22 protein-coding genes and 1 other annotated feature (1 of these 23 only partly in view) are annotated in these 21,889 nt (G+C 40.1%); of the genes, 10 read left to right on the top strand and 12 right to left on the bottom strand.

Annotated elements, in window-relative coordinates; genetic code table 11:
• Positions 1-239: a binding site (T-box leader), on the top strand (it extends 26 nt beyond the left edge of the window).
• A gap of 57 nt (positions 240-296) precedes the next feature.
• Genes NSQ34_RS03060 through NSQ34_RS03050 form a run of 3 tightly spaced genes read left to right on the top strand, consistent with a single transcriptional unit; the run spans position 297 to position 3,565 of the window.
• A complete protein-coding gene (locus NSQ34_RS03060; protein WP_342501034.1) occupies positions 297-1,958 on the top strand; it encodes a 2-isopropylmalate synthase in 1,662 nt (553 codons plus the stop codon).
• Positions 1,959-3,017: an AraC family transcriptional regulator gene (locus tag NSQ34_RS03055; protein ID WP_176966841.1), complete on the top strand. Its 1,059-nt coding sequence runs from the start codon at positions 1,959-1,961 to the stop codon at positions 3,015-3,017.
• A 38-nt stretch (positions 3,018-3,055) separates the two neighbouring features.
• Positions 3,056-3,565 carry a YbaK/EbsC family protein gene (locus NSQ34_RS03050; RefSeq protein ID WP_065215072.1) on the top strand — a complete coding sequence of 170 codons (510 nt, stop codon included), beginning with the start codon at positions 3,056-3,058 and terminating at the stop codon, positions 3,563-3,565.
• A gap of 55 nt (positions 3,566-3,620) precedes the next feature.
• On the opposite strand, the gene guaA is transcribed toward NSQ34_RS03050, so the two are convergent.
• From guaA to NSQ34_RS03025, 5 genes are all read right to left on the bottom strand, one after another.
• Entirely contained in the window at positions 3,621-5,162 is a 1,542-nt protein-coding gene (gene guaA / locus NSQ34_RS03045; RefSeq protein WP_024424487.1) for a glutamine-hydrolyzing GMP synthase, read from the bottom strand.
• A gap of 186 nt (positions 5,163-5,348) precedes the next feature.
• The gene (locus NSQ34_RS03040; RefSeq protein ID WP_098676700.1) at positions 5,349-7,553 is read right to left on the bottom strand and encodes a transglutaminaseTgpA domain-containing protein; all 2,205 of its coding nucleotides are present in this window, start codon (positions 7,551-7,553) and stop codon (positions 5,349-5,351) included.
• Positions 7,554-7,562: 9 nt separating this feature from the next.
• Positions 7,563-8,753 carry a DUF58 domain-containing protein gene (locus tag NSQ34_RS03035; RefSeq protein WP_342501033.1) on the bottom strand — a complete coding sequence of 397 codons (1,191 nt, stop codon included), beginning with the start codon at positions 8,751-8,753 and terminating at the stop codon, positions 7,563-7,565.
• On the bottom strand, positions 8,750-9,712 hold the full coding sequence (locus NSQ34_RS03030) for a MoxR family ATPase (protein WP_034282878.1): 963 nt from the start codon (positions 9,710-9,712) through the stop codon (positions 8,750-8,752). Before NSQ34_RS03030 ends, NSQ34_RS03035 begins: the two co-directional genes overlap by 4 nt.
• Before the next feature lie 102 nt (positions 9,713-9,814).
• On the bottom strand, positions 9,815-10,714 hold the full coding sequence (locus tag NSQ34_RS03025; protein WP_034282879.1) for a cation diffusion facilitator family transporter: 900 nt from the start codon (positions 10,712-10,714) through the stop codon (positions 9,815-9,817).
• 481 nt (positions 10,715-11,195) lie between these two features.
• Between NSQ34_RS03025 and gabP the strand changes: the two genes are divergently transcribed.
• From gabP to NSQ34_RS03010, 3 genes are all read left to right on the top strand, one after another.
• On the top strand, positions 11,196-12,584 hold the full coding sequence (gene gabP / locus NSQ34_RS03020) for a GABA permease (protein WP_176966842.1): 1,389 nt from the start codon (positions 11,196-11,198) through the stop codon (positions 12,582-12,584).
• A 105-nt stretch (positions 12,585-12,689) separates the two neighbouring features.
• Positions 12,690-14,222 carry a multicopper oxidase domain-containing protein gene (locus NSQ34_RS03015; protein ID WP_342501032.1) on the top strand — a complete coding sequence of 511 codons (1,533 nt, stop codon included), beginning with the start codon at positions 12,690-12,692 and terminating at the stop codon, positions 14,220-14,222.
• A 273-nt stretch (positions 14,223-14,495) separates the two neighbouring features.
• Entirely contained in the window at positions 14,496-14,867 is a 372-nt protein-coding gene (locus NSQ34_RS03010; RefSeq protein WP_034282883.1) for a carboxymuconolactone decarboxylase family protein, read from the top strand.
• A gap of 214 nt (positions 14,868-15,081) precedes the next feature.
• Here NSQ34_RS03010 and NSQ34_RS03005 read toward each other — a convergent pair whose 3' ends face one another.
• Positions 15,082-16,131 carry a hypothetical protein gene (locus NSQ34_RS03005; RefSeq protein ID WP_041116021.1) on the bottom strand — a complete coding sequence of 350 codons (1,050 nt, stop codon included), beginning with the start codon at positions 16,129-16,131 and terminating at the stop codon, positions 15,082-15,084.
• Between the two features lie 73 nt (positions 16,132-16,204).
• Positions 16,205-16,573, bottom strand: coding sequence for an RlpA-like double-psi beta-barrel domain-containing protein (locus NSQ34_RS03000; RefSeq protein WP_024424478.1), 369 nt, complete (start codon positions 16,571-16,573; stop codon positions 16,205-16,207).
• 209 nt (positions 16,574-16,782) lie between these two features.
• On the opposite strand from NSQ34_RS03000, the gene NSQ34_RS02995 reads away from it, so the two are divergent.
• From NSQ34_RS02995 to NSQ34_RS02985, 3 genes are all read left to right on the top strand, one after another.
• Positions 16,783-17,457, top strand: a complete 675-nt coding sequence (locus NSQ34_RS02995) for a hypothetical protein (RefSeq protein WP_024424477.1) — start codon at positions 16,783-16,785, stop codon at positions 17,455-17,457.
• Between the two features lie 124 nt (positions 17,458-17,581).
• Positions 17,582-18,049 (top strand): hypothetical protein, encoded by a 468-nt coding sequence (locus NSQ34_RS02990; RefSeq protein WP_024426723.1) that lies wholly within the window; start codon positions 17,582-17,584, stop codon positions 18,047-18,049.
• Between the two features lie 138 nt (positions 18,050-18,187).
• Entirely contained in the window at positions 18,188-18,538 is a 351-nt protein-coding gene (locus tag NSQ34_RS02985; RefSeq protein ID WP_025092751.1) for a DUF4064 domain-containing protein, read from the top strand.
• 30 nt (positions 18,539-18,568) lie between these two features.
• On the opposite strand, the gene NSQ34_RS02980 is transcribed toward NSQ34_RS02985, so the two are convergent.
• The gene (locus NSQ34_RS02980) at positions 18,569-19,003 is read right to left on the bottom strand and encodes a hypothetical protein (RefSeq protein WP_024426725.1); all 435 of its coding nucleotides are present in this window, start codon (positions 19,001-19,003) and stop codon (positions 18,569-18,571) included.
• Positions 19,004-19,247: 244 nt separating this feature from the next.
• On the opposite strand from NSQ34_RS02980, the gene NSQ34_RS02975 reads away from it, so the two are divergent.
• Entirely contained in the window at positions 19,248-19,784 is a 537-nt protein-coding gene (locus NSQ34_RS02975) for a hypothetical protein (RefSeq protein ID WP_024426726.1), read from the top strand.
• Between the two features lie 110 nt (positions 19,785-19,894).
• Here the strand turns inward: NSQ34_RS02975 and NSQ34_RS02970 are convergent, their stop codons facing one another.
• The 4 genes from NSQ34_RS02970 to NSQ34_RS02955 form a co-directional block, all read right to left on the bottom strand.
• Positions 19,895-20,533, bottom strand: coding sequence for an FMN-binding negative transcriptional regulator (locus tag NSQ34_RS02970; protein ID WP_098676706.1), 639 nt, complete (start codon positions 20,531-20,533; stop codon positions 19,895-19,897).
• A gap of 20 nt (positions 20,534-20,553) precedes the next feature.
• Positions 20,554-21,072: a GNAT family N-acetyltransferase gene (locus tag NSQ34_RS02965; protein WP_046314197.1), complete on the bottom strand. Its 519-nt coding sequence runs from the start codon at positions 21,070-21,072 to the stop codon at positions 20,554-20,556.
• A gap of 20 nt (positions 21,073-21,092) precedes the next feature.
• Positions 21,093-21,545 carry a MarR family transcriptional regulator gene (locus NSQ34_RS02960; protein ID WP_041116013.1) on the bottom strand — a complete coding sequence of 151 codons (453 nt, stop codon included), beginning with the start codon at positions 21,543-21,545 and terminating at the stop codon, positions 21,093-21,095.
• 108 nt (positions 21,546-21,653) lie between these two features.
• A complete protein-coding gene (locus NSQ34_RS02955) occupies positions 21,654-21,785 on the bottom strand; it encodes a hypothetical protein (RefSeq protein ID WP_255290936.1) in 132 nt (43 codons plus the stop codon).
• Positions 21,786-21,889: the final 104 nt, after the last annotated feature.

The following is a 21,889-nucleotide window of genomic DNA, read 5'->3' as shown; positions in this document are numbered from 1 at the left end:
TTGCCGAAATGTTTTCAGAAAGTTGCTGGTTGATGAGAAGCAATAACAAAAAAGCAGGGAACTCACCTTAGAGTAGCCTTAGTGAAATGAAAAGTATTGATGTAGTTAAGGTCGGCACCCCACCGTTATATGGGAAGGATATAAGATCAAACAATCTGTATCCGAATAAGGGCATGATAATGTTTGTTTATCATGAAACAGGGGTGGTACCGCGTAAGAAGAAGTCTTTCGTCTCCAAGTTAAATCTTGGGGATGAAAGGCTTTTTTTATATTCTATTTTCTAGGAGGAATCGATGATGTTTAACCACAAAAAATACGAAAAGAAATACTTTTTGCCACCGAAGCTTACTTATGATTGGGTGAAGAAAGAAACATTAGAAAGTGCTCCGATATGGTGCAGTGTGGACTTACGGGATGGTAATCAAGCATTACCTATTTCTATGAACTTAGAAGAAAAATTAGAAATGTTTCAGTTACTAGTAGAGATAGGTTTTAAAGAAATTGAAATCGCATTTCCAGCTGCTTCTGATACGGAGTTTAGGCTGTTACGGACACTGATTGATCATCATATGATTCCAGACGATGTCACGATTATGGTGATCACACAAGCGAGAGAGCATATTATCCGCCGAACCTTCGAAGCCATTAAGGGAGTACCGAAAGCAATTGTTCATTTATATAATTCGACTTCAGAAGCGCAGCGCAGACAGGTATTTAAGAAAACAAAAGATGAAATTAAACAAATTGCCATTGATGGAGCTATTTTAGTAAAAGAACTTGCCGAAAAAACAAATAGTGATATTTATTTTCAATATAGTCCAGAAAGCTTTCCAGGAACAGAAGTTGATTATGCGTTAGATATTTGTAATAGTGTTTTAGATATTTGGAAACCGACACCAACTCATAAAGCCATCATCAATATTCCGACAACAGTTGAATATTCAATGCCTCATATCTTTGCAAGTCAGATTGAGTATATACACAAAAATCTGTCTTACCGAGACAGTGTGACATTATCTGTTCATCCTCATAATGACCGCGGCTCTGGGGTGAGTGATGCAGAATTTGGTGTTCTAGCTGGCGCAGAAAGAGTCGAAGGTACATTATTTGGTATCGGTGAACGTACAGGGAACGTTGACTTGATTACCTTGGCGATGAATATGTATTCACAAGGTTATGATCCAAAATTGAATTTCAATAACCTAGAAGCTATTCGTAAAAAATATGAAAAACTAACAAAAATCACTGTGCCTGAGAGGCAGCCCTATTCTGGGGAAATGGTTTTCACCGCATTCTCTGGGTCACATCAAGATGCGATATCTAAAGGTATGAAATATAGAAAAGAAAATAAAGTTGATAAATGGGACGTTCCGTATATCCCAGTAGATCCCGTTGACTTGGGGAGGAATTATCAAGCGGATGTGATTCGAATCAACAGCCAGTCTGGAAAAGGCGGCATAGGCTATATACTAGAAACAAATTATGGCATTCAACTTCCTTATCAAATGAATGAAGCCATGGGATATGAAGCGAAGAAAGTATCTGATCAGACAAGTAAGGAATTGTCTGTCGAAGAAATATATCATGTTTTTAAAGAACAGTATGTTGATTATCACCCTCATTTCCAGCTGCTTGATTATCAATTTCATAAAGGAGAGAAGCAGGAAGTTACCTTAACTTTGCTGAGAGATGATCAACAAATTAAAATACAAGGAACTGGCACTGGAAGTTTAGATGCAATCAGTAATGCGTTAAAAGCATATTTTCATCTCGAATATGTTTTAGAAGTCTATGAACAGAATTCTTTAGGCAAGGATTCCCAAGCACAAGCCTGTGCACAGATTGGAATTTCATATCAAGGAAACATGCATTGGGGTGCTGGAATTGATAAAGATATTATAGAAGCAACAGTGAAAGCCCTGATGGTTGCAGTAAATAAACTAGAGGTTTGGATGTAGATGGAAAAAGATAAACTTGAAAAACATGAAGTGATGCAATATTTAAGAGAATATAACGAGCAAGAAATCTTTTATCTACAATACCAACAGAAAAAGCAGGACTATCAATCATTGCAATTATTTTTGAAGGATTATAATAAACACAATTTAATGCATAAGCAAATATATATAGAAGAATTTTTGCAAAATGGGCAGAACGAATTTGAAAAGGAAGATACCATGTGGTTAGGTCAGGAGAAAGATATCGAAGTGAGAAAGTATAGCCGTTTTATGCCTCAATTGTCGGCTATCCATGATTTCTTTGAGATGATCTATGTTCTGGAAAATGAGATGTGTTTAGAAGTGGAAGATAAAAAAATGACTTTAAAATCAGGAGATATTGCCTTTATTCCACCTGACACCCTACACAAGCCAATTGTAATGGAGAATACAATCGCCATGCAAATCATGATCCGTAAGAGTACTTTTCAAAAAGTGTTTTTTAAAATGTTAAAAGGAAATAATGTCATTTCAGAATTCTTTTTGAATGCATTGTATATAAAAGAAAATAAAAATATTCTTATTTTCCATAGTCACTTGGATAAACATTTGCTAGACTGCTCTCTTCAACTATTTACAGAAAATTATAATCGGTTTCCTAGTTACCAGTTGATTATGAATAATTTGTTTGAGATATTATTATGTCTTTTATTAAGGTTCAAACCAAGTCATATGAACGTAAATCAGGTCAAACAATATCGTGAAATACGTATTATTCAAATGCTCCAATATATTCAGCAATGTTGTGAGCATATAACAATCCAGGAGATGGCAGAGGAATTTAACCTTTCACAGTCTTACCTGTCAAAATATATATCTCGTAAGCTTGGCAAATCATTTCGTGAGATTCGACAAGAAATAAGATTGGAAAAAGCCTGCGAAATGCTCACTGGCAGCAATTCACAAGTAGATCATATTGCGGCAGCCGTTGGTTATCAAAATGTAGAGCATTTCATTCGTTTATTTAAGAAAAAGTATCACGTAACACCACATCAATATCGTTTAAATAATAAAGTCTAGCAAACATCAATCAATACAAATAAAAAGGAGAAATCATCATGTCAATCAAACAAGTAAAAGATTATTTTAAACAATATGATATGGATACTCGAATTCAAGAATTTTCAGTATCTAGTGCAACTGTAGACTTGGCTGCTTCTGCATTGGGCTGCGAACCTGAAAGAATCGCAAAAACACTCTCCTTTCTAGTAAATGGACAAGCTATTTTAATTGTGACCTCTGGCGATGCAAAAGTTGATAACAAAAAATTCAAGGAATATTTTAAAACAAAAGCTAAAATGCTTTCTCCTCATGAGGTCGTTGACTTGGTCGGTCATGAAATTGGCGGAGTATGTCCTTTTGCTATAAAGAATGGCGTTTCTGTTTATTTAGATATTTCACTCAAACGTTTTGAGACAGTCTATCCAGCCTGCGGGAGCAGTAACAGTGCTATTGAACTCACAATAAAACAATTAGAAAAACACTCCGGTTATTCACAATGGATTGATGTGTGTAAGGGATGGAATGATTCATTAACACATGAAGACGGAAGGGAAAAGTGCAGTTAATAATAAAAAAGAGCTAGAAACCCTTGATACACAAAGGTTTTTAGCTCTTTTACAATTATTCCCACTCAATCGTAGCAGGCGGCTTACTCGTAATATCATACACCACGCGGTTAATATGCTTCACTTCATTGACGATACGAGTTGAGATCTTTTCAAGCACGTCCCAAGGGATTCTTGCCCAATCACTTGTCATACCATCAATAGAAGTAACAGCACGGATGCCGATTGTGTAGTCGTATGTTCTTGCGTCACCCATAACACCTACGCTGCGGATGTCTGGGAGAACGGTGAAGTATTGCCAGATGTCGCGCTCAAGGCCGAAGTTGGCAATTTCTTCGCGTAGAATTGCATCCGATTCACGGACGATTTCTAGTTTTTCTTCAGAAATTTCACCTAGTACACGGATACCTAGTCCTGGACCTGGGAATGGCTGTCTCCAGACAATGTCATCAGGAATCCCAAGCTCTGAACCTAGGGCACGAACTTCATCCTTGAATAGCGTATTGAGTGGCTCAATCAATTCGAACTGCATGTCTTCTGGAAGACCGCCTACGTTGTGGTGAGATTTGATTGTTTGTGCCGTTGCTGTTCCGCTCTCAATGATGTCTGTGTAAAGTGTTCCTTGTGCTAAGTAATCGATTCCTTTTAGCTTGTCCGCTTCGTCATCGAATACATAGATGAATTCGTTACCGATGATTTTACGTTTTTGCTCAGGATCAGACACACCTTTTAGCTTGTTTAAGAAACGATCTTTCGCATCTACTTTAATCACGTTCATGTTGAAACCTTCGCTAAATGTTTTCATAACCCCTTCTGCTTCGCCTTTGCGAAGAAGACCGTGGTCAACGAAAATACATGTCAGCTGATCGCCGATGGCTTTGTGGATCAATACTGCCACAACAGATGAATCCACCCCGCCGCTTAGTGCGCACAATACTTGCTTGTCGCCTACTGTTTCACGGATTTTCTGCATTTCGATTTCAATAAAGTTCTCCATTGACCATTTGCCATCACAATCACACACGCCGAAGACAAAGTTTTTCAATAGGTCATTTCCGTACTCAGAGTGACGAACCTCTGGGTGGAATTGAACGCCATAGAAATTCTTCTCAGCTAAGCTCATGGCTGAGTTTGGACAATGTGCACTTGTTGCATCGACTGTAAAGCCTTCTGGTACTTCAACAACGAGGTCACCATGGCTCATCCAAACGACTTGATCAGTTGGAAGGTCTTTGAATAAAGCAGGTGTTCCGTTAATATGGATATCTGCTTTTCCATATTCACGCTGGCTGGCCGCTTCTACTTTCCCGCCTAAATAGTGAGTCATGAGCTGCATGCCGTAGCAAATGCCTAGAACCGGAATGTCTAGATCAAAGATCTTTTCATCACAGCGGAAAGATCCTTCATCATAAACACTGTTTGGTCCACCAGAAAGGATGATTCCTTTAGGTGCCATTTCTTTAATTTCTTCAGCAGTTAAAGTGTGCGGATGAAGCTCACTGTACACACCAAATTCACGAATACGGCGTGTGATCAGCTGATTGTACTGACTGCCGAAATCGAGAACCAAAATCATTTCATTTACTAAATTTGTCATGGTGTCACCTCTATGTCCAATATAGTTTTTTATAAACGCACAGAAAAAATGAGAGGAGAAAACCTGCTCTCAGTGTGAATCACGCTTTTGAAGCGCCCAGACTCACATCCGAACGCTTCAATTTCATGTATTTTAGAAGGTTTTAATATTCACCTATTCTAACAACAGGAAGGTACGCGGTCAAGACTATCTCCTGTTTATTAAATTTTCCCATAACTTTGCCGATTGCTGCCAAAGCGCCGACGCATCCTCTCGCCGGTAGAGCGCACGTTCATAAAGCTGCGTCAGCTCTGACATATGATGATCTCCATCCTTCTCATCAATCAGCGAAGCGAATTCTCTTAGCGTCATACCTGGCTTTTTCTCGATTCCTCTGCGCCCTAGCTGCTTTAATAGAGCTGCATACGCATAGAAGAATGCTTCATCCTCTGGCAGACGTTTCACCTTTCTTACAATAAAGAATGGCAGCCATCTTGTTCTAAATCGATAAAGCATCCAGCTGATGAATCCAAGCAGGACAATAGCTCCTGCCGCATAACCTATAACCCAACCAACATGCACCATATTTGGCTTTGCCTGCGCTGTTTGTTCCTTTGGTTGTGCCGGCTGCTCTGTCTCCTGCTGCTTCGGCTGGTCTTGCTGCTGATCTTCACTTGCATCAGAACTAGACTGATCTTTTTCTTCCTTTTGATCATCCGTTTGATCGCTTGAAACAGCTTCATTCGTAAATGTCTCTGGGTTTGTAAAGCCTTTTGTCGGCTCAAAGGTGACCCAGCCTCTGTTTGGAAAATAAACCTCTACCCATGAATGCGCATTGTTATTGGTCACTTCATACACATTGTTTCCATCCATTTGTGTTTCATATAACTGGCCAGACGTATACCCTTTTACCCATCTCGCCGGAATTCCGATCGAACGAAGCATTACAATCATAGAGGTTGAAAAATTATCACAATAGCCGATCATCGTATCAAATAAAAATTGATCCACATAATCTTCATTACGACCAGGCACAGCGACATTCTGCGTTTCATATGAAAACTTCGCAGATCCTAAATAATCCTCGATTGCTTTGGCTTTATCATACATATTGTCCTTCGTTTCCGTTAAGCTGTTTGCCAAAGTTTTCACACGTTCTGGAAGTGAGGATGGAAGCTGCAAGTATTCACGGCCAACCTGCTGATTCACCTGCTTCTTTGTCGGTACTTTAATCCTTTGCAAATCTTCCAGGATAAATGTAGGAGATAAGAAACTGACTTGATAGTTCCCCAGATTTTTAGGTGGGTTTTGCATAGACGGGACAATTTTCTCCGTTTTGCCCATGATTTGCAGCGGAATATTTTCCATTGGCGTCAGCCTAATCGTTCCAATAGGGTACACAGCATGATTAAATCGATAATCCGATTCTATATCAATTCTTGTTTCATGGTCCTCAGTTTTCACACGATTAGTAAACCATCTATTTGGCACCTCGGAGTCCTTTAGCCGAGTAGGCTTCGTATCATTTGAAGCATCCTCCCAGCCCTTTCCTGTGTAAATACTTTTTGTTTCTACACGAAAGTAAGACGGCTCCTTTCCGCTCCATTTAAAGACAGGTGTGCGGTCCTCACTAAACGGTCCGCCTAGCGCCGAATCATCTGCACTATATCCCACTTTATTCTGCCCGGCTGTCCCATCTTGATTCGTAACTGCCTTAAAAAACGGGACAGGATCAGGCCATTTCGGATCAGACTTTGGCAAAGAAGCGCCGAGTGATGCTGATAGAAGGACAAACGCCAGCATGGGCAAAAACCACTTTAGACGTGCTTTCTGTGACACCCGAACGCCCTCAGCCGAACGCAGTCGATCGAAATACAGCAATCCAAGCAAACAAAAGCCAAATACCATAATACGAACGATCGCAAAGGTCGCATCATATGGCGTAAACGTATCAAGAATCGTGACATATACAATCGTCATCAGTAAAAAGAAAAAGATACGCTGCTGATAGACCACCCAATAATGAAGCAAATAGACAAGCAGCCACAGCAAAATATAAAACAACAATGTGCGGAAAGACGGATACATGTCACTCCACATGCCCATGCTCATTAACATGATATTATCCTTGATATCAGCAAACAATGCAGCCGGATAACCTGGCGCTGATTGATAAAAGATCAAATATAAGGCGAGCAAAATCAGTCCAGCACAAATAGGAAACGTCACATACCACTTCAGACGAAAGAACGTAAACAAACACGTAAGCCCGATAAAAATGATGAAATAAGACGTATGGCTCGTCTCTGTAAAATCTTGAAGCGGACGAAGCCACTCCCATAGCAGCAGAAAAGCTACAGCATAATAGATGAACAATTCAAAACGGCTTTGCCGCAGATGCGTATGCAGCATAAATGTTTGTCACCTCACAGTTCTTTCGTGCAGCCGGTCTTCAAATAAAAGGGTGATGCGTATTCCAGAGGCCTTGAGCCGGTCTACAAGCTGTTTTTCTTTTGTCGTTAAACGGTCAACGGCTTTCTTCACTAAAAGCACGGTGATGTTCTTTCTGTTTCGATTTCCAAAAAGACTTGCCGCAAGCTCCTCCTGCAGGTGACCCGTGACGACATATTTTCCTGAGTGCTGGTACTCACTCGCTGCTAACAGTTTATATTCTAGTGCGCGGGAAGACTGCTGCTGCACCCTTGTTAAATAATAAATCATGTCCTGTAAGTGAAGTTCTCCTTGATCGACTCGAAAGGCATGCTGATCTCCTAGAGGGACAAGACCTGACGGCACGCCTTTTTTCACAGCCATTTGAAGAACAGATGCTGTAATAGAGACGACTGTTTCAAAAACAGCTTGATCAGTAAAATCAGCAAACACGACAAGGTCCTTTGCTTGATCCTGTTCAAATTCCTTCGTCATCAGCTGGCCTCTTCTGGCCGTTGTCTTCCAGTCCACCCAAGCAAAACGGTCTCCTTGCTGATATTCCCGTACGCCTGTTGTTACATGGGCCGGTTCATTTAACCACGAGTGAACCGCTTTGCCTCCATTTTCACTCACTGACTCAGCAGGCTCCACCGGGATATCCAGCACTTTGGGGTAGACAAGCAGCTTCTTCTCTAACGGAATGATGATTTCTTTCTCAACAAACCCAAACATATCACCCGTTTTAATTCTAACGGCTGTCAAATGATGCTCTCCCCGTATGACATCATTCAATTGATAGGAAAATCGCCAAGTTTTCCGAAACCAAGGAAAGAGCATTTTCTTCATTTCAATCTGTTCCTTTAAGTGAAAGGTGTCTGGCGGAGCATCCTCTATCATGACGTAAATGTACGGAAATAGATGTGTCCGCTTGATTTCAAGGTCAACGGACAGCACATCCCCCGCCTTTAAGCGTGTTTGCTGTATTGTCCTCTTGGCTGTCGCGCGCAGCGGAACGAGTGCAAACAGGAATGCATACAAAGCATATGGTAAAAATGCATAAAAAAGGAACCAGCTCACAAACCCTCCCTGAAACATGGCATAACAAAAGGCTGCCGCAGTGAGAATGATGAGCACCATCACCCGTAACCATAATGAAACTGCTACACGATGACGTGACTTCATTGAGTCATCGACTTTTGAACTGGCACGCCAATTTGCTCAAGCATTTGTCGCAGCAGTGTCTCCGCCTTCTTCCCTTCATATGTCGCTTCTGATGTCAAAATCATACGATGCGGTAATGTATAAGGCGCCAAATACTGTACATCATCAGGAATCACATAATCGCGCTGATTCAAAAGCGCATACGCCTGTGCCGCTTTCATCAAGGCGATCGATCCCCTTGGACTCACACCTAGATAAACAGATGGGTGTTTACGCGTCGCTTGAGCAATTTCAACAATATATTCTTTAATGGATGCATCCACATGAATAGTCTGAACAGCCTGCTGCAATGCATGGATATGATCCTTTGTCATGACAGCTTGGAGCGTATCAATCGGGGATTCTTTCTCCTGCAAGTTGAGCACCTCCAGCTCCTCGAGCATGGTCGGATATCCCATCTGCAGCTTGAATAAAAACCGGTCCATTTGCGCTTCTGGCAGCGGATACGTCCCTTCATATTCCACTGGATTTTGCGTCGCCATGACGAAAAAAGGATCCGCAAGCGGCATCGTTTCTCCGTCCACTGTGACACTGCCTTCCTCCATCGCTTCAAGCAATGCTGATTGCGTTTTAGGAGAGGTCCGGTTGATCTCATCAGCCAAAATAATCTGCCCCATGATCGGCCCTTGCCTAAATTCAAATTCATTCGTCTTTTTATTGTAAATCGACACGCCTGTTACGTCTGAAGGCAAAAGGTCAGGAGTGAATTGGATTCTCTTAAACTCACAGCCAATGGATTTTGCCAAAGCACGAACCATCATCGTCTTCCCTACACCAGGCACATCCTCTAGCAGCACATGCCCCTTCGCCAAAATCGCAACAAGGCTTAATATCGCAATGTCTTTTTTCCCAACCATGACTTTATTGATGTTATCTACGATTTTTTGTAAATCTGAATGCATCGGTTCATCAAATGCCATCCTGATCCTCCTATCACGTTTCTGTCAAATTTCATATAGTCTAACTTTACCATACAACGCGCATTTGCATATAACATCAGCACGTATAAAAAAGAAGCCTTCTCACGATGGAAAAGACTTCTTCTCTTCTTTCGGCTCACTTGCTGGCTCCATATGAACATGAGAATGTAAAATATCATGCTCCTGCTTCATTCTACGTTCAATTTCATCTGCAATATCATGGCTTTCTGCTATGTTCAAGTTAGGCTCGACCTCAACCACTACATCCACATGGACTGTACTTCCAAGATAACGCGCTTTTATATCCTTTAAATCGCCCACTCCTGGTGTTGCTTCAATGGTCTCTTTATATTTAGACATATCTTTTATATGAAAACCGTCTGTTAACGAATGAGAGGCATCTCTGAAAATCTCCCACGCAGTTTTACAAATAATTAAGCCAATGACAAACGCTGCAAGCGTATCAATCCATGCCAGCTGAAATTGAGAAGCCATAATTCCTACAAATGTGCCAATACTTACATACGCATCTGATTTATTATCAGCAGCTGCCGCATGAAGAGCCTGGCTATTGATCCGTTTGGACAGATTGCGATTATAGATATACACACCGTACATCACAACAGCACTTCCTGCTGCTGTCCAAGCCGCGATCATATCCGGCGTTTGATGCTCAGATGAGAAGAGCGACTTGCCTGCACTCAGCAAAACCTGAAGCCCAACAAGCATCATGATAAAGGAAGCCACAAGAGACGCAATATTTTCCGCTCTAAAATGACCATACGGATGATCTTCATCAGGCGGCTTTTGAGAAATACGCAGCCCGATCAACACAGCAAGGGATGCAATAATATCCGTCGTGTTATTCAATCCATCTGCTGAAAGAGCCTCTGAATGAAACACATACCCAATAATGAGTTTGACCGCAGATAAGATCACATAGGCAATGATGCTGACCCAAGCACCTGTTTCACCTTGTCTTAATTCGTTATAGCGCTCCATGCTGAACCGCGCCTCCTCACACATCACTTTTCTATTATTTATCTTACAAAGCAAAGCTCGTGTGGGTCTACAGCAACATGATTCGCTTATGTCAGCAAAATAGGATAAATAGAAATGTGTTGACCTAAGCAAACTTATTTTTACAAGGTCAAATGACCTCAAGACCTACTCCTATCAACCTTTTTCCATTTCTCTTCGAAATGGACATATCGTCAAATCACTCTTCTTGGGTAAATTATCAGAATAATTTTATTTTAGGACACAACTTCCCTCCTTCCTTTTTTATGCTATTTTAAAATAAACAGAGGGAAAAGAGGGAACATAATCTCTCAAATCCTTTCTACTTTTTAACATCATGTTAAGAGGTTTGAAATGTCAGTTTGATAACCTGTCCAATGCTGAATGACAATTCAGTATGATAAAATTTAAAATATTCTAAAAACAAATTCTCTATTCATGAGAAATGTTTGGAGGTAAAGAAATGTCCAACATGACAAACGGTCTTCAAAAAAACCTTAAAACAAGACATATTTCGATGATCTCCATTGCTGGGGTCATTGGGGCAGGGCTATTTGTTGGTAGCGGCGCTGTCATTCATTCTGCAGGGCCTGGATCCATTCTTTCCTATTCTTTTGCCGGACTTCTGGTGATCTTTATTATGAGAATGCTTGGAGAAATGGCATGTGCCTATCCGACAAGCGGTTCTTTCTCACAATATGCGAGCGATGCCATCGGTCCATGGGCCGGGTTTACAATCGGCTGGCTTTACTGGTTCTTCTGGGTGATCGTCATCGCCATCGAAGCAATTGCCGGTGCTGCCATTATTCAATATTGGTATGGAGATGCACCTGTTTGGCTCACAAGTCTTATCCTCACAATCCTCTTAACATTAACAAATATCTTTTCTGTTAAATCTTTTGGCGAATTTGAATATTGGTTTTCATTAATTAAAGTCGTCAGCATCATTCTCTTTCTACTCATTGGTTTTGCATTTATCTTTGGTTTTGGCGGTCATCATACTTCAGGTCTTGCCAATCTAACAGGCAACGGCGGTTTTCTTCCAAATGGATTCAGCTCTGTGTTACTCGGAATCGTCGTCGTCATCTTTTCCTTCATGGGAACGGAAATTGTGGCCATAGCGGCCGGTGAATCAGCAGACCCAGTCAAATCTGTGACGACAGCCACCCGCTCTGTTGTATGGCGTATTATCGTATTCTATGTCGGATCAATTGCTGTCGTTGTCACCTTGCTTCCTTGGAATTCCGCAAGTATTTTAACAAGCCCGTTCGTTGCGGTATTAGAATACATTGGTGTTCCATCAGCCGCTCAAGTCATGAACGTCATTGTCTTAACAGCTGTTCTATCTTGTTTAAACTCCGGGTTGTACACAACGTCCAGAATGCTTTATTCATTAGCAGAAAGAGGCGAAGCACCGAAACGTTTTATGAAAATCAGCAAACGTGGTGTTCCTGTAGCGGCTACAGTCGCAGGTACCTTCTTTTCCTACATTGCCGTCATGATGAACTACTTTTATCCTGAAACCATCTTTTTGTTCTTAGTCAATGCATCTGGCGCCATTGCTCTTCTTGTCTACTTGGCCATTGCCGTTTCTCAATTAAGAATGCGACGCAAAATCGAAAAAGAAAATCCAGAACAGCTCAAAATCAAAATGTGGCTGTTCCCATACCTCACGTACTTTACCATTTTGGTCATTTGCGCCATCTTGGCATCGATGCTGTTTATCGAATCCATGCGGCCGCAGCTCATTTTGACGAGTATCATTACCTTTGGTGTACTAGCTGCTTATTTCATCTTTAAACCGAATAAAAAAGTGCCTGCAAATGCGGCGCTTGAAAATAAACACCCGTAATTTCTCCCGCTGAAAAGCGGGTTTTTTTATTTTTTATTTTATTCACCTATTTGGATGTCCGCTCTTATACTGTATCAAATTGAATTTAAGTGAGGATTAGTCAACATGAACCTAGAAAAATTTGTTGACGAGCTTCCAATTCCAGAAGTCGCGAAGCCCGTCAAAAAGAACCCAAGACAAACGTATTATGAAATTGCTATGGAGGAGGTATTCTTAAAAGTTCATAGAGACCTGCCGCCCACCAAGCTATGGACCTATAATGGCAGTTTGCCTGGTCCAACCATTAAAGCCAATAGAAATGAAAAGGTCAAAGTGAAATGGATGAACAAATTGCCATTGAAACATTTTCTGCCTGTCGATCACACCATCCACTCCGGTCATCACGATGAACCAGAGGTGAAAACAGTCGTTCATCTGCATGGCGGCGTCACACCAGCAAGCAGTGACGGCTACCCAGAGGCCTGGTTTTCACGGGACTTTGAAGCAACCGGCCCTTTTTTTGAAAGAGAGACTTACGTCTACCCCAATCATCAGCAAGCCTGCACATTGTGGTATCACGATCATGCGATGGCATTGACACGACTAAATGTGTACGCCGGTTTAGCTGGGTTTTATTTGATCTCAGATGCATTTGAAAAGTCCTTAGAGCTGCCTAAAGATGATTATGATATTCCTTTAATGATTATGGACCGGACGTTTCAGGAGGATGGCTCACTGTTTTATCCTAGCAGACCAAACAACACGCCAGAGGACAGTGACATACCAGACCCATCCATCGTGCCCTTTTTTTGCGGAGAAACCATTTTAGTCAATGGAAAAGTATGGCCGTATTTAGAAGTAGAGCCGCGAAAATACCGTTTTCGCATTTTAAATGCGTCCAATACTAGAACTTACGAGCTGCATCTAGATAACGACGCCACAATCTTGCAAATTGGTTCCGATGGGGGCTTTTTGCCAAGACCCGTTCGCCATCAATCCTTTAGCATCGCACCTGCTGAACGTTTCGATGTCATCATCGACTTTTCAGCTTACGAAAACAAAACGATCACTCTCAAAAATACAGCCGGCTGCGGACAGGATGTGAATCCTGAAACAGATGCGAACATTATGCAATTCAAAGTCACACGCCCGCTAAAAGGGAGAGTACCTAAAACCTTACGTCCAATTTCCAAACCGCTGCCAGCGCTTCGGCCAAGTCGAGCTGATAGAGAGCGTACACTCACACTTACCGGCACACAGGATAAATACGGCCGCCCTATCCTATTGCTCGATAACCAATTTTGGAATGACCCTGTCACAGAAAATCCTCGTCTTGGCAGTCTAGAGGTTTGGTCTATCGTCAATCCAACCAGAGGGACACACCCTATTCATTTGCATCTTGTTCAATTTAGGGTTTTAGACAGAAGGCCATTTGATACAGAAGTCTATCAATCGACAGGAGAAATCGTGTATACAGGACCAAACGAAGCGCCTCCTTTACATGAACAAGGCTACAAGGACACCATTCAGGCGCATGCAGGTGAAGTCATTCGGATCGTTGCTCGATTTGTTCCATACAGCGGCCGATATGTGTGGCATTGTCATATTTTAGAACATGAAGATTATGACATGATGAGGCCGATGGATATCATTCAGTAAAAATGAAACCACTCTTCCACTAAATGCGTAGAACTTATGAAACTGCTGATTACAAAGGGGCTAACGGACATCCATTCATTAGCCCTTTTATGATCCATTTCAAAATGGAAAAATAAATCGCATGAATCATTCCTTTGAAGAGCGTTCCATACTTAAAAAGTTGACGCAGCAAACCGATAATACTACTATATACCCATTACATCTATCAAAAGGCACATAAGCCATAATGAACGAACAAATGGAAAATTGCGATAAAAAACGGAGGAGTTCAATTTGAATGAAGAAAAAGAGACTTGCCAGGTCAAACAAGAAACAGCGGCAGGTAACAGAGAGAAGCTTTCAATCCATGAGAACGAGAGCATTCGCTCAAACATTGAACAACTAACCATTGAACTCAGTGAACAAAAAGAATTCAATCACTTCATATTAGATGAAAAACAAAAGGCCATCAGCACATTATCTTCCCTCATCACAAAAGGCGATTGTGAAGAAGACTTAAAGACTCATTTTGAACAAGCATTACATATTGGACTTTCTGTCATAGAGATTATGGAGATTATTAAACACTGTACAAAGGTTGCTGGATTCCCTCACTCCATTAATGCCCTGTTTATCTTTCAGAACTTATTAGATGAAAACAAATAAAACAGAGAAAACGAGATGTCATCAGTCCTCTCGTTTTTTTATGTTCACTCATACTACCCTTTTTCTTTTCTTCTGTCACATAAGTAAAATATGAAAATAGCCCTCGTATCCCTGCTTAAAAACTGATTTTCCTTCTATAAATCCACCATTTCTCCAGCATTTCAAGTGACAAAATAAAAAAACGTCCAGTTATATAAATAACTGAACGTTTCCTTTATCGATTGACAGTGAAATTGTTAACGATTCCGCCATCCTTCTCCCAAGCGGCTTCCACTGTTTTCTTCTTCATATTGTATTCAAAAATCGTTCTTACCTTCGCCTTTCGTCCGGTGTCATCCTTTAATTCTTTTGCGTTTTTTGCAACACCTAAGAAATAAACAGACGACCCGTCCGTAGAAAATTGCGGCTGTGCAGCACTTAAAATATGAACATCCTGGCTGTTTTTAACGAGTGTCGTCGTTTTTCCTGTTTCTACATCAAGCATCTTAATCGAGGATATTTCTTTTTCTTTACGAACCTTTACTTCTGTATAAATCAATTTCTTATGATCTGGAGAAAATGAAATATCATTGATCGTTTGTGAGATACGTGCAATGCGTTTCCCCTTCTCACCTGTTTGAAGGGTGATCTTCATGGTCGTTGGTTCAGGATCTCTTCCCTTTTCATTCGCTTCATCGGTTTTTTGATAATCTTCTTTTAAAGAATAATGCTGGATCGCCAAATCATTTGAAGTCGGATCATATGCAAAAGAACTCACCGTATCATCCTTGCTTTTTTCTGGATACAGCTCCTTCATTTTGTGTGTGTTCAAATCAAAAGACGCGACAAAAAATTGCTCTCCAGAATCCTTGTTATACCTTAGAAATAACTTCTTTCCGTCACCAGACAGCCTCATACTGTCGATAGAATCATCACTCGTAAACAGTGTTTTTTCTTCTTCAGATTTCACATTTAATTCCCGAATACTCACCTTTTGCGTGTCTTCATCCGTATACGTGTAATATAAAACTTGTTTCGTAGAATCATAAGCAATCGAAGGATATGCTGTCAGTTTCTCCGTATGAAGCGCCCGATCATGCAAGTAATAAGTATTGTTTAACTTTTGATCTGTAAATGAAACGAGCAATTCGTCTTTTGCATCTTGATTTGTTTTGACTTTTCCTGTATGTTTCGCCTCTTGCCCAGGCTTCATCATGAAGAAAATAACTGCCGCAATCACTGCGACGCCAATGACTGTGATGATCCACCATGTTGATTTTTTCATTGCCTTTCAGACCCTCTCTACAAGAAAAGAAGCCAGAAAATGAACTTTTCCCGCTTCTTTGCATGCCTATGTATTAATAAGTGTAATGCCCTTTTACGACACCTTTACTTGTTTTATACCCAAGTGCTTTGAATGCTTTTGGACTTACGTCTAGTACAGCATTTGGCATTCTGCCTACATCATATTTATATACTGTAATCACTTTATGTGGTTTCGCTTTTGTTGTCACTCTTAGTTTTGTACCTTTTTTCGGTACGTCAAAGCCCATTTTAGTTGCTGCATCCCAATGACCGAGTTTTTTTCCATCTGCGCCTTTTTTGCCGACACCATTGTACCAAGTAATATTGCCGCTTACTTTTTTTGCACTTGCTCCATGTGAGAAACTGAATGCTAAAAATAAACTAGCTACTGTTACGATTGTCGTGATAAGCTTTTTATTCATTAAGAAATCCTCCGTTTTTGGTTTCTGCACTCATTATACATGAAGATGAACCCAGTTATTTTACAGACACATTACAATTCAAATACAAGTTGACCACTTTATGACCGATAAAGTTCATAAATACTACCATAAACAGCCAGAACATTGTAAGCAGCCCCCCTCCTTCATTTTATATAATGAAAGTGAATCAAATTTAAGGAGGAATTTTCATGAAAAAGTGTTTCACCGTTTTGATTGTAAGTTTGGCCTTCGTTTTGATGTTTTCAAGTCTTCCTGCCTCAGCGGCTAGTCCTCGTCACGGCGCCATTGTGACGCAAACAGATGAAGCCAAATGGTCAGGTATCTCTGCTGATATTGTCCTGCCGAAAACAGCCACCATTAAAAATGGCTATGCGGACTGGTATCTCGGTCTCGGCTCTGCTGTTGTAGAGAGCGGTATTTCAAAAACGTCTTCTGGCTATAAGGTTTTTCTGGGCAGCGGCTCACAAGGCGGCAGTAAATACTGGAACAGCGAATACGATACAAGTATTAAAGATGGCGCACGGGTCAACTTAAAGCTCATCAACAATGGTGATGGCACGGTGTCACTATATGTCAATGGGAAATTGCGCTATAAGCAGCCTGTTTACAACCCTAGCCGTCTGAAAAACCTTGATGTTGTCAAAATGGTACATGGCGTACAGGATAATGGAACAAACAGCTATTCACAAGCAAGCTTTTCGAATGTACAGCTTCGTGCAAATACATCAGGAAGTGTCTATAAAAATTGGGACGGGTCAATCAAATCGTCACTTTTACGTAAAAATTTAGAATCCGGTGCCGCAGCTCCTAAATTCACCGTCATTTCTTCTATCCCATTAAGTACAAGCCTTTCAGCACAATAAGAAAAAAGCACCCTCCATTGGGTGCTTTTTATTGTTCACAGCTTATCAACACTTCTCTTTTAATCAAAACAAGGATTCGTGGTAACATAAACATACAACATTCGACGAAAAAAGGAGAACGAACGTGAAAAAAAGTCTACTTGTTTTCATGAGTCTAGTTGCAAGTCTCTCCATTCTAGCAGCTTGCTCAAATACGACAAAAGAACAAAAACCAGAATCTAAAGCACTTCCAACGATTAATGAACGCATTCAAAAGGAAACGAAAGAAGTGATGGAGCAGTCTAAGCTCATCAAAGACACTGACATCACCGTTGATCAAAAGAAAAAAATCATTTCTTTAAACGTAACGGCTTCCTCTGATACCAATAGTGATTACGCTGAAGTCATCGGTTTAAACTTTGCAAAAACGCTGGCCATTGGTGCATCAACTGAAAAAGAAAACAATCTGCATAAACCTGAAAATGACAGCCTCGGCGCCCTCTATTCCTTTTATGACCTAAACATCACCGTGAAACAAGAAAACGGCAAGGTGCTGGCAAAGGGAACGAAAAAAACAAATGAAACAAAAATCACTTGGGAAAGAGCCCAATAATTGGACAAGAAAATCCTTTATGGATTTTCTTGTTTTTTTTAACAAAACTATTAACTTTATGAAAAGAATGCCGATTAGTAAGATTGTGTTGGTTCTTAAGTACCAATAATTCTTATTTACATATCGGAGGAAAGTATCATGAAAAGAACAACTGAATTTGTTTTAGGTTTAATTGGAGGTATTTTTGGATTTTTCGGCGCAATGTTCGCTCTTGCTTTCGGAGGAATCGATGCAGCATTTAGCGATTCAGGCACGAGTGAAATTACAGGATTAGGCTGGGCAGCAATGCTTTTCTCTATTCTTGCCATTGTCTCATCTGTCATTGTAAAGAAAAAAGCAAAGCTTGGTGGAATTTTATTATTAGTATCTGCTGTAGGCGGCATTATTTCTATTTCTATGTTCTTCATCCTTCCAGCTGTATTAATCATCATTGCAGGCTGCATGGGCGTGTTTAGAAAAGAGCCTGTCGTCAATAACACAACTGCATAAAAATAGAGAATAAAGCTTGTAGAGATTGCTCTACAAGCCTTTTCTCTCTACTCTTTGTAATTCATATTGAATGGCATCAACTAACTCTATTATGTTTTCATCTGTCCAAAGATCCAACATAAATAATATATCATTCACCATGTGTGACAAATCTTCTTGGCTCATCAATTCTTCTTTGTAAGCAGGGACAACAAAGAAATAGAGTAGATCAGCCAATTCAAGAACGACACGTACATCTTTTTCATCCATGATGGCTTTATGCAAAGAATGAATCAGCCATTTGAGGTCTTCATGAATCTCAATAGGAACATACATCAATTGGTGTATTTCATCGGTATCCCTCTCACTTAGAATCCTCTCAGCAGATTCCTTTGAAAGAGCCCCAACTGTATTTGAAGATATATTCAGAAACAAGAATTCATGTTGATCCTCTCTATTAACCGTCTTGATTGACGAACCTTCCATCTCAATCACTCCCAATCCCTTATAATAATTCTATTATAAGGAAATTTAAGTTCGTTTTAAGTCACAAGAAGTGGATTTTATGTAATTTTAAGCTAACTGGTTTATAAAAAACTCTCCAAAACAATTATTTTCTATTTTTATCATTTTTTGTTGATTCACAAGTACTTTTATCCTATTATAATAGTCATGATCAATATATAAGCACAGGACGCTTATATAAATTAAACAAAAGGGGATTTTCATTTTGAAGAAATTCTATGCTTTATTTTTAGCTTTAGGGCTGACATTTACACTGGCTGCTTGCGGCTCAACAGAAGATGTGTCTACAGGTGCATCTAAAGAAAAAGAGTCTACAAGCACAAAAACACAATCAAAAAACAAAAAAGACGATGGTTCAAAGAAAATAAATGCGAGCAAACACAAAACAACTGCTCAAGGAATGAAAGTAAACCTTGGCGAGATTAAAATTATGAAGGATAGAATCAATGTTGGGATGAATATCGAAAATACGACAGATAAAGTTCTAAACTTCTATCCAGATCAAGGTAAAGTTGTAGCTGGAAGCATGCAATTAGATGCCAATATGTTTATGACTGATGGTGATATTGGTGGCGAAGTTGAAGGTGGCGTTAAACAAGATGGTGTTATTCAATTCTTAGCTCCTGAGGGCAAAGAGATCAACATTAAAAATATCAAAGAATTAAAGCTGAAATTTGGAAATGTCACAACTGACGATTACATGAATAGTAAAGATGTAACCTTCACAGTTAAAGTAAAATAATTTGTTTCATTAAAGCCCTTGAATGATGAGGGCTTTTTTATTTATCATCACAAAAAAACACTTTCCTAGAAGAAAGTGTTTAAGTAACGTTCTCATTCATTTTTAGCGCTTCATAAGAATAACTGATCTTTCGAGAAGCCTCTTACACGGAACTCTCTTTTCATCGCCTCAGCCATTTCCACTTCACCCTCTGCCTCCAGCTTTTCAATGATGCGGTCATAATCCCTTTCGTGGCGATTTTGGCTTAATTTGAAAGCTGCCTGAACTTCATCAATGATGATTTTAAAACCTACAATGCCTTTCATTTGCTTCTCTAACAGTTCCTCAGACAACGTATCCCATAACACTGGATGTTCTCTGTGAGTTTCGTATGTCTCCAGCATTGTGGTTAATTCCTTAACCAGTTCCGATTTTTCAAGCAGTTCCGCCTTTCCATAAACATGAACAGCCTGGTAATTCCATGTTGGTACTGCTTCTTTTTCATACCATGAAGAGGATATGTAGGCATGCGGCCCTTGAAAGATGACGAGCGTCTTCTCGCTCTCTTCAAACGTTTTCCACTGAGGATTCCCAATCGCCATATGCCCTGAGATCACATACGAATCGTCAACTTGATGAAAACTCAACGGAATATGTGTCGCAATGGGCTTTCCATTCGATGTCGTCACAACTGTTGCAAATGAATGAGATTGAATAAATGATTTGATTTTCTCCATATCTTTCACTTGAAAAAATGATGGAACATGCATGTACCCTTCCCCCTTTTTGATCACCTCAATGTTTTGGTCATAATGAAATCCATTTGCTCTTCGTCCCCCATGAGAAAGGCGTGCACCCCTGTTTGAACAAACCCATGCTTTTGATAGAAAGCGATGGCCGCTCTATTGTGCTCCCACACCCCAAGCCAAACATCCCGTTTATGATGATTTTTCGCAATTTCAATGGCTTGATCGATTAAATATTTGCCTAATCCTTGCTTTTGAAAGGACTGCTTGATATAAATTCTTTCAATCTCTAACGCGTCACTCCCCATCTCTTCTGATTGGGCATCATTCATATTGATCTTCAAATAACCAGCTACTTCCCCATTCACTTGAACAAAATAAAACTGTGAAGAAGGGTGCTGTAATTCCTTTAACAGCTGGTTTAGGTGAAAAGCTGTCTTCACGTAAGCTTCGATATGTTCCACTTTGTTTTGATCCAGAAAGGTTTCTTTAAACGTATTGATCCCTATTTTCTGTAGCTCCTTTACATGTTGTACATTGCACCGAATGAAATTGACGGTCATAAAGTCGCCCTCCTTATTAATTAGTAGCTTCTCTTTATCCCTTTTTTCACATCTTCCCAGTCTTTTTCTATATTCTTTCGCACCCTTAGAAGATACTCATAAATCTGTTCCGCTTCTTCCTCAGAAAACCCACTGAGCGCCACTTGATTCGAATAATCATGTTCTCGTTTGATCATTGGGTAGACCGTTTCCCCTTTTTCAGTTGGAAACAGCTTTTTGATTTTTTTATTCACACGATCCTCTTTTTTCTCAATAAACCCATGCAGTTCTAGCTTTTTGATAGCCCGAGCCGCCGTAGTTCGATCCACCTTAATCATTTCCGCCAGCTTTTCCTGAATGATACCAGGCTCCTCACAAATACGCACAAGATACAAATACTGCCCCTTCGTTAAATCGTATTCTTTAAATTCAATATTACTTATGGAATCAAGCGCACGAGCAATCACGCCGATCTCCCGCAAAATCTCTTTCATGTACCTCGACTCCTTTTGTTGCATTTACAACAAACAACTAAAATTAGTATAACCAATTAATGTTGTATTTGCAATAAAAAACCCACCCTCCAATTGGAAGTGGGTTTTTTATTTATCACGCTTCTTTGATCCAAACACTCCAAACACAACGGCCAGTGCAACAATAATCGCTACCCATGTAGTGAAGCCCATATGATCACCGCTTTTCTTTTTAAAATACCGTATCGGGTAAAAACCCATGAAATCACTTGCTCTTATTTTAACGGTTGAAAAGCAGTAAAGGTTTCAATTCAGCAGCCCTGATACTTTTTATTGCATGTGATCAAATTCATGAAGACATAACA

This window comes from Bacillus sp. FSL P2-0069, assembly GCF_038593315.1.
Taxonomy (GTDB): domain Bacteria; phylum Bacillota; class Bacilli; order Bacillales; family Bacillaceae; genus Bacillus; species Bacillus safensis.
This window is presented reverse-complemented; position numbering and strand designations above follow the sequence as displayed.

Bases quoted from the DNA above. Each gene is read 5' to 3' on its own strand.
- NSQ34_RS03060 (WP_342501034.1), top strand. From the start codon at position 297: ATGTTTAACCACAAAAAATACGAAAAGAAATACTTTTTGCCACCGAAG.
- NSQ34_RS03055 (WP_176966841.1), top strand. From the start codon at position 1,959: ATGGAAAAAGATAAACTTGAAAAACATGAAGTGATGCAATATTTAAGA.
- NSQ34_RS03050 (WP_065215072.1), top strand. From the start codon at position 3,056: ATGTCAATCAAACAAGTAAAAGATTATTTTAAACAATATGATATGGAT.
- guaA (WP_024424487.1), bottom strand. From the start codon at position 5,162: ATGACAAATTTAGTAAATGAAATGATTTTGGTTCTCGATTTCGGCAGT.
- NSQ34_RS03040 (WP_098676700.1), bottom strand. From the start codon at position 7,553: ATGCTGCATACGCATCTGCGGCAAAGCCGTTTTGAATTGTTCATCTAT.
- NSQ34_RS03035 (WP_342501033.1), bottom strand. From the start codon at position 8,753: ATGAAGTCACGTCATCGTGTAGCAGTTTCATTATGGTTACGGGTGATG.
- NSQ34_RS03030 (WP_034282878.1), bottom strand. From the start codon at position 9,712: ATGGCATTTGATGAACCGATGCATTCAGATTTACAAAAAATCGTAGAT.
- NSQ34_RS03025 (WP_034282879.1), bottom strand. From the start codon at position 10,714: ATGGAGCGCTATAACGAATTAAGACAAGGTGAAACAGGTGCTTGGGTC.
- gabP (WP_176966842.1), top strand. From the start codon at position 11,196: ATGTCCAACATGACAAACGGTCTTCAAAAAAACCTTAAAACAAGACAT.
- NSQ34_RS03015 (WP_342501032.1), top strand. From the start codon at position 12,690: ATGAACCTAGAAAAATTTGTTGACGAGCTTCCAATTCCAGAAGTCGCG.
- NSQ34_RS03005 (WP_041116021.1), bottom strand. From the start codon at position 16,131: ATGAAAAAATCAACATGGTGGATCATCACAGTCATTGGCGTCGCAGTG.
- NSQ34_RS03000 (WP_024424478.1), bottom strand. From the start codon at position 16,573: ATGAATAAAAAGCTTATCACGACAATCGTAACAGTAGCTAGTTTATTT.
- NSQ34_RS02995 (WP_024424477.1), top strand. From the start codon at position 16,783: ATGAAAAAGTGTTTCACCGTTTTGATTGTAAGTTTGGCCTTCGTTTTG.
- NSQ34_RS02985 (WP_025092751.1), top strand. From the start codon at position 18,188: ATGAAAAGAACAACTGAATTTGTTTTAGGTTTAATTGGAGGTATTTTT.
- NSQ34_RS02980 (WP_024426725.1), bottom strand. From the start codon at position 19,003: ATGGAAGGTTCGTCAATCAAGACGGTTAATAGAGAGGATCAACATGAA.
- NSQ34_RS02970 (WP_098676706.1), bottom strand. From the start codon at position 20,533: ATGCATGTTCCATCATTTTTTCAAGTGAAAGATATGGAGAAAATCAAA.
- NSQ34_RS02965 (WP_046314197.1), bottom strand. From the start codon at position 21,072: ATGACCGTCAATTTCATTCGGTGCAATGTACAACATGTAAAGGAGCTA.
- NSQ34_RS02960 (WP_041116013.1), bottom strand. From the start codon at position 21,545: ATGAAAGAGATTTTGCGGGAGATCGGCGTGATTGCTCGTGCGCTTGAT.
- NSQ34_RS02955 (WP_255290936.1), bottom strand. From the start codon at position 21,785: ATGGGTTTTTACCCGATACGGTATTTTAAAAAGAAAAGCGGTGATCAT.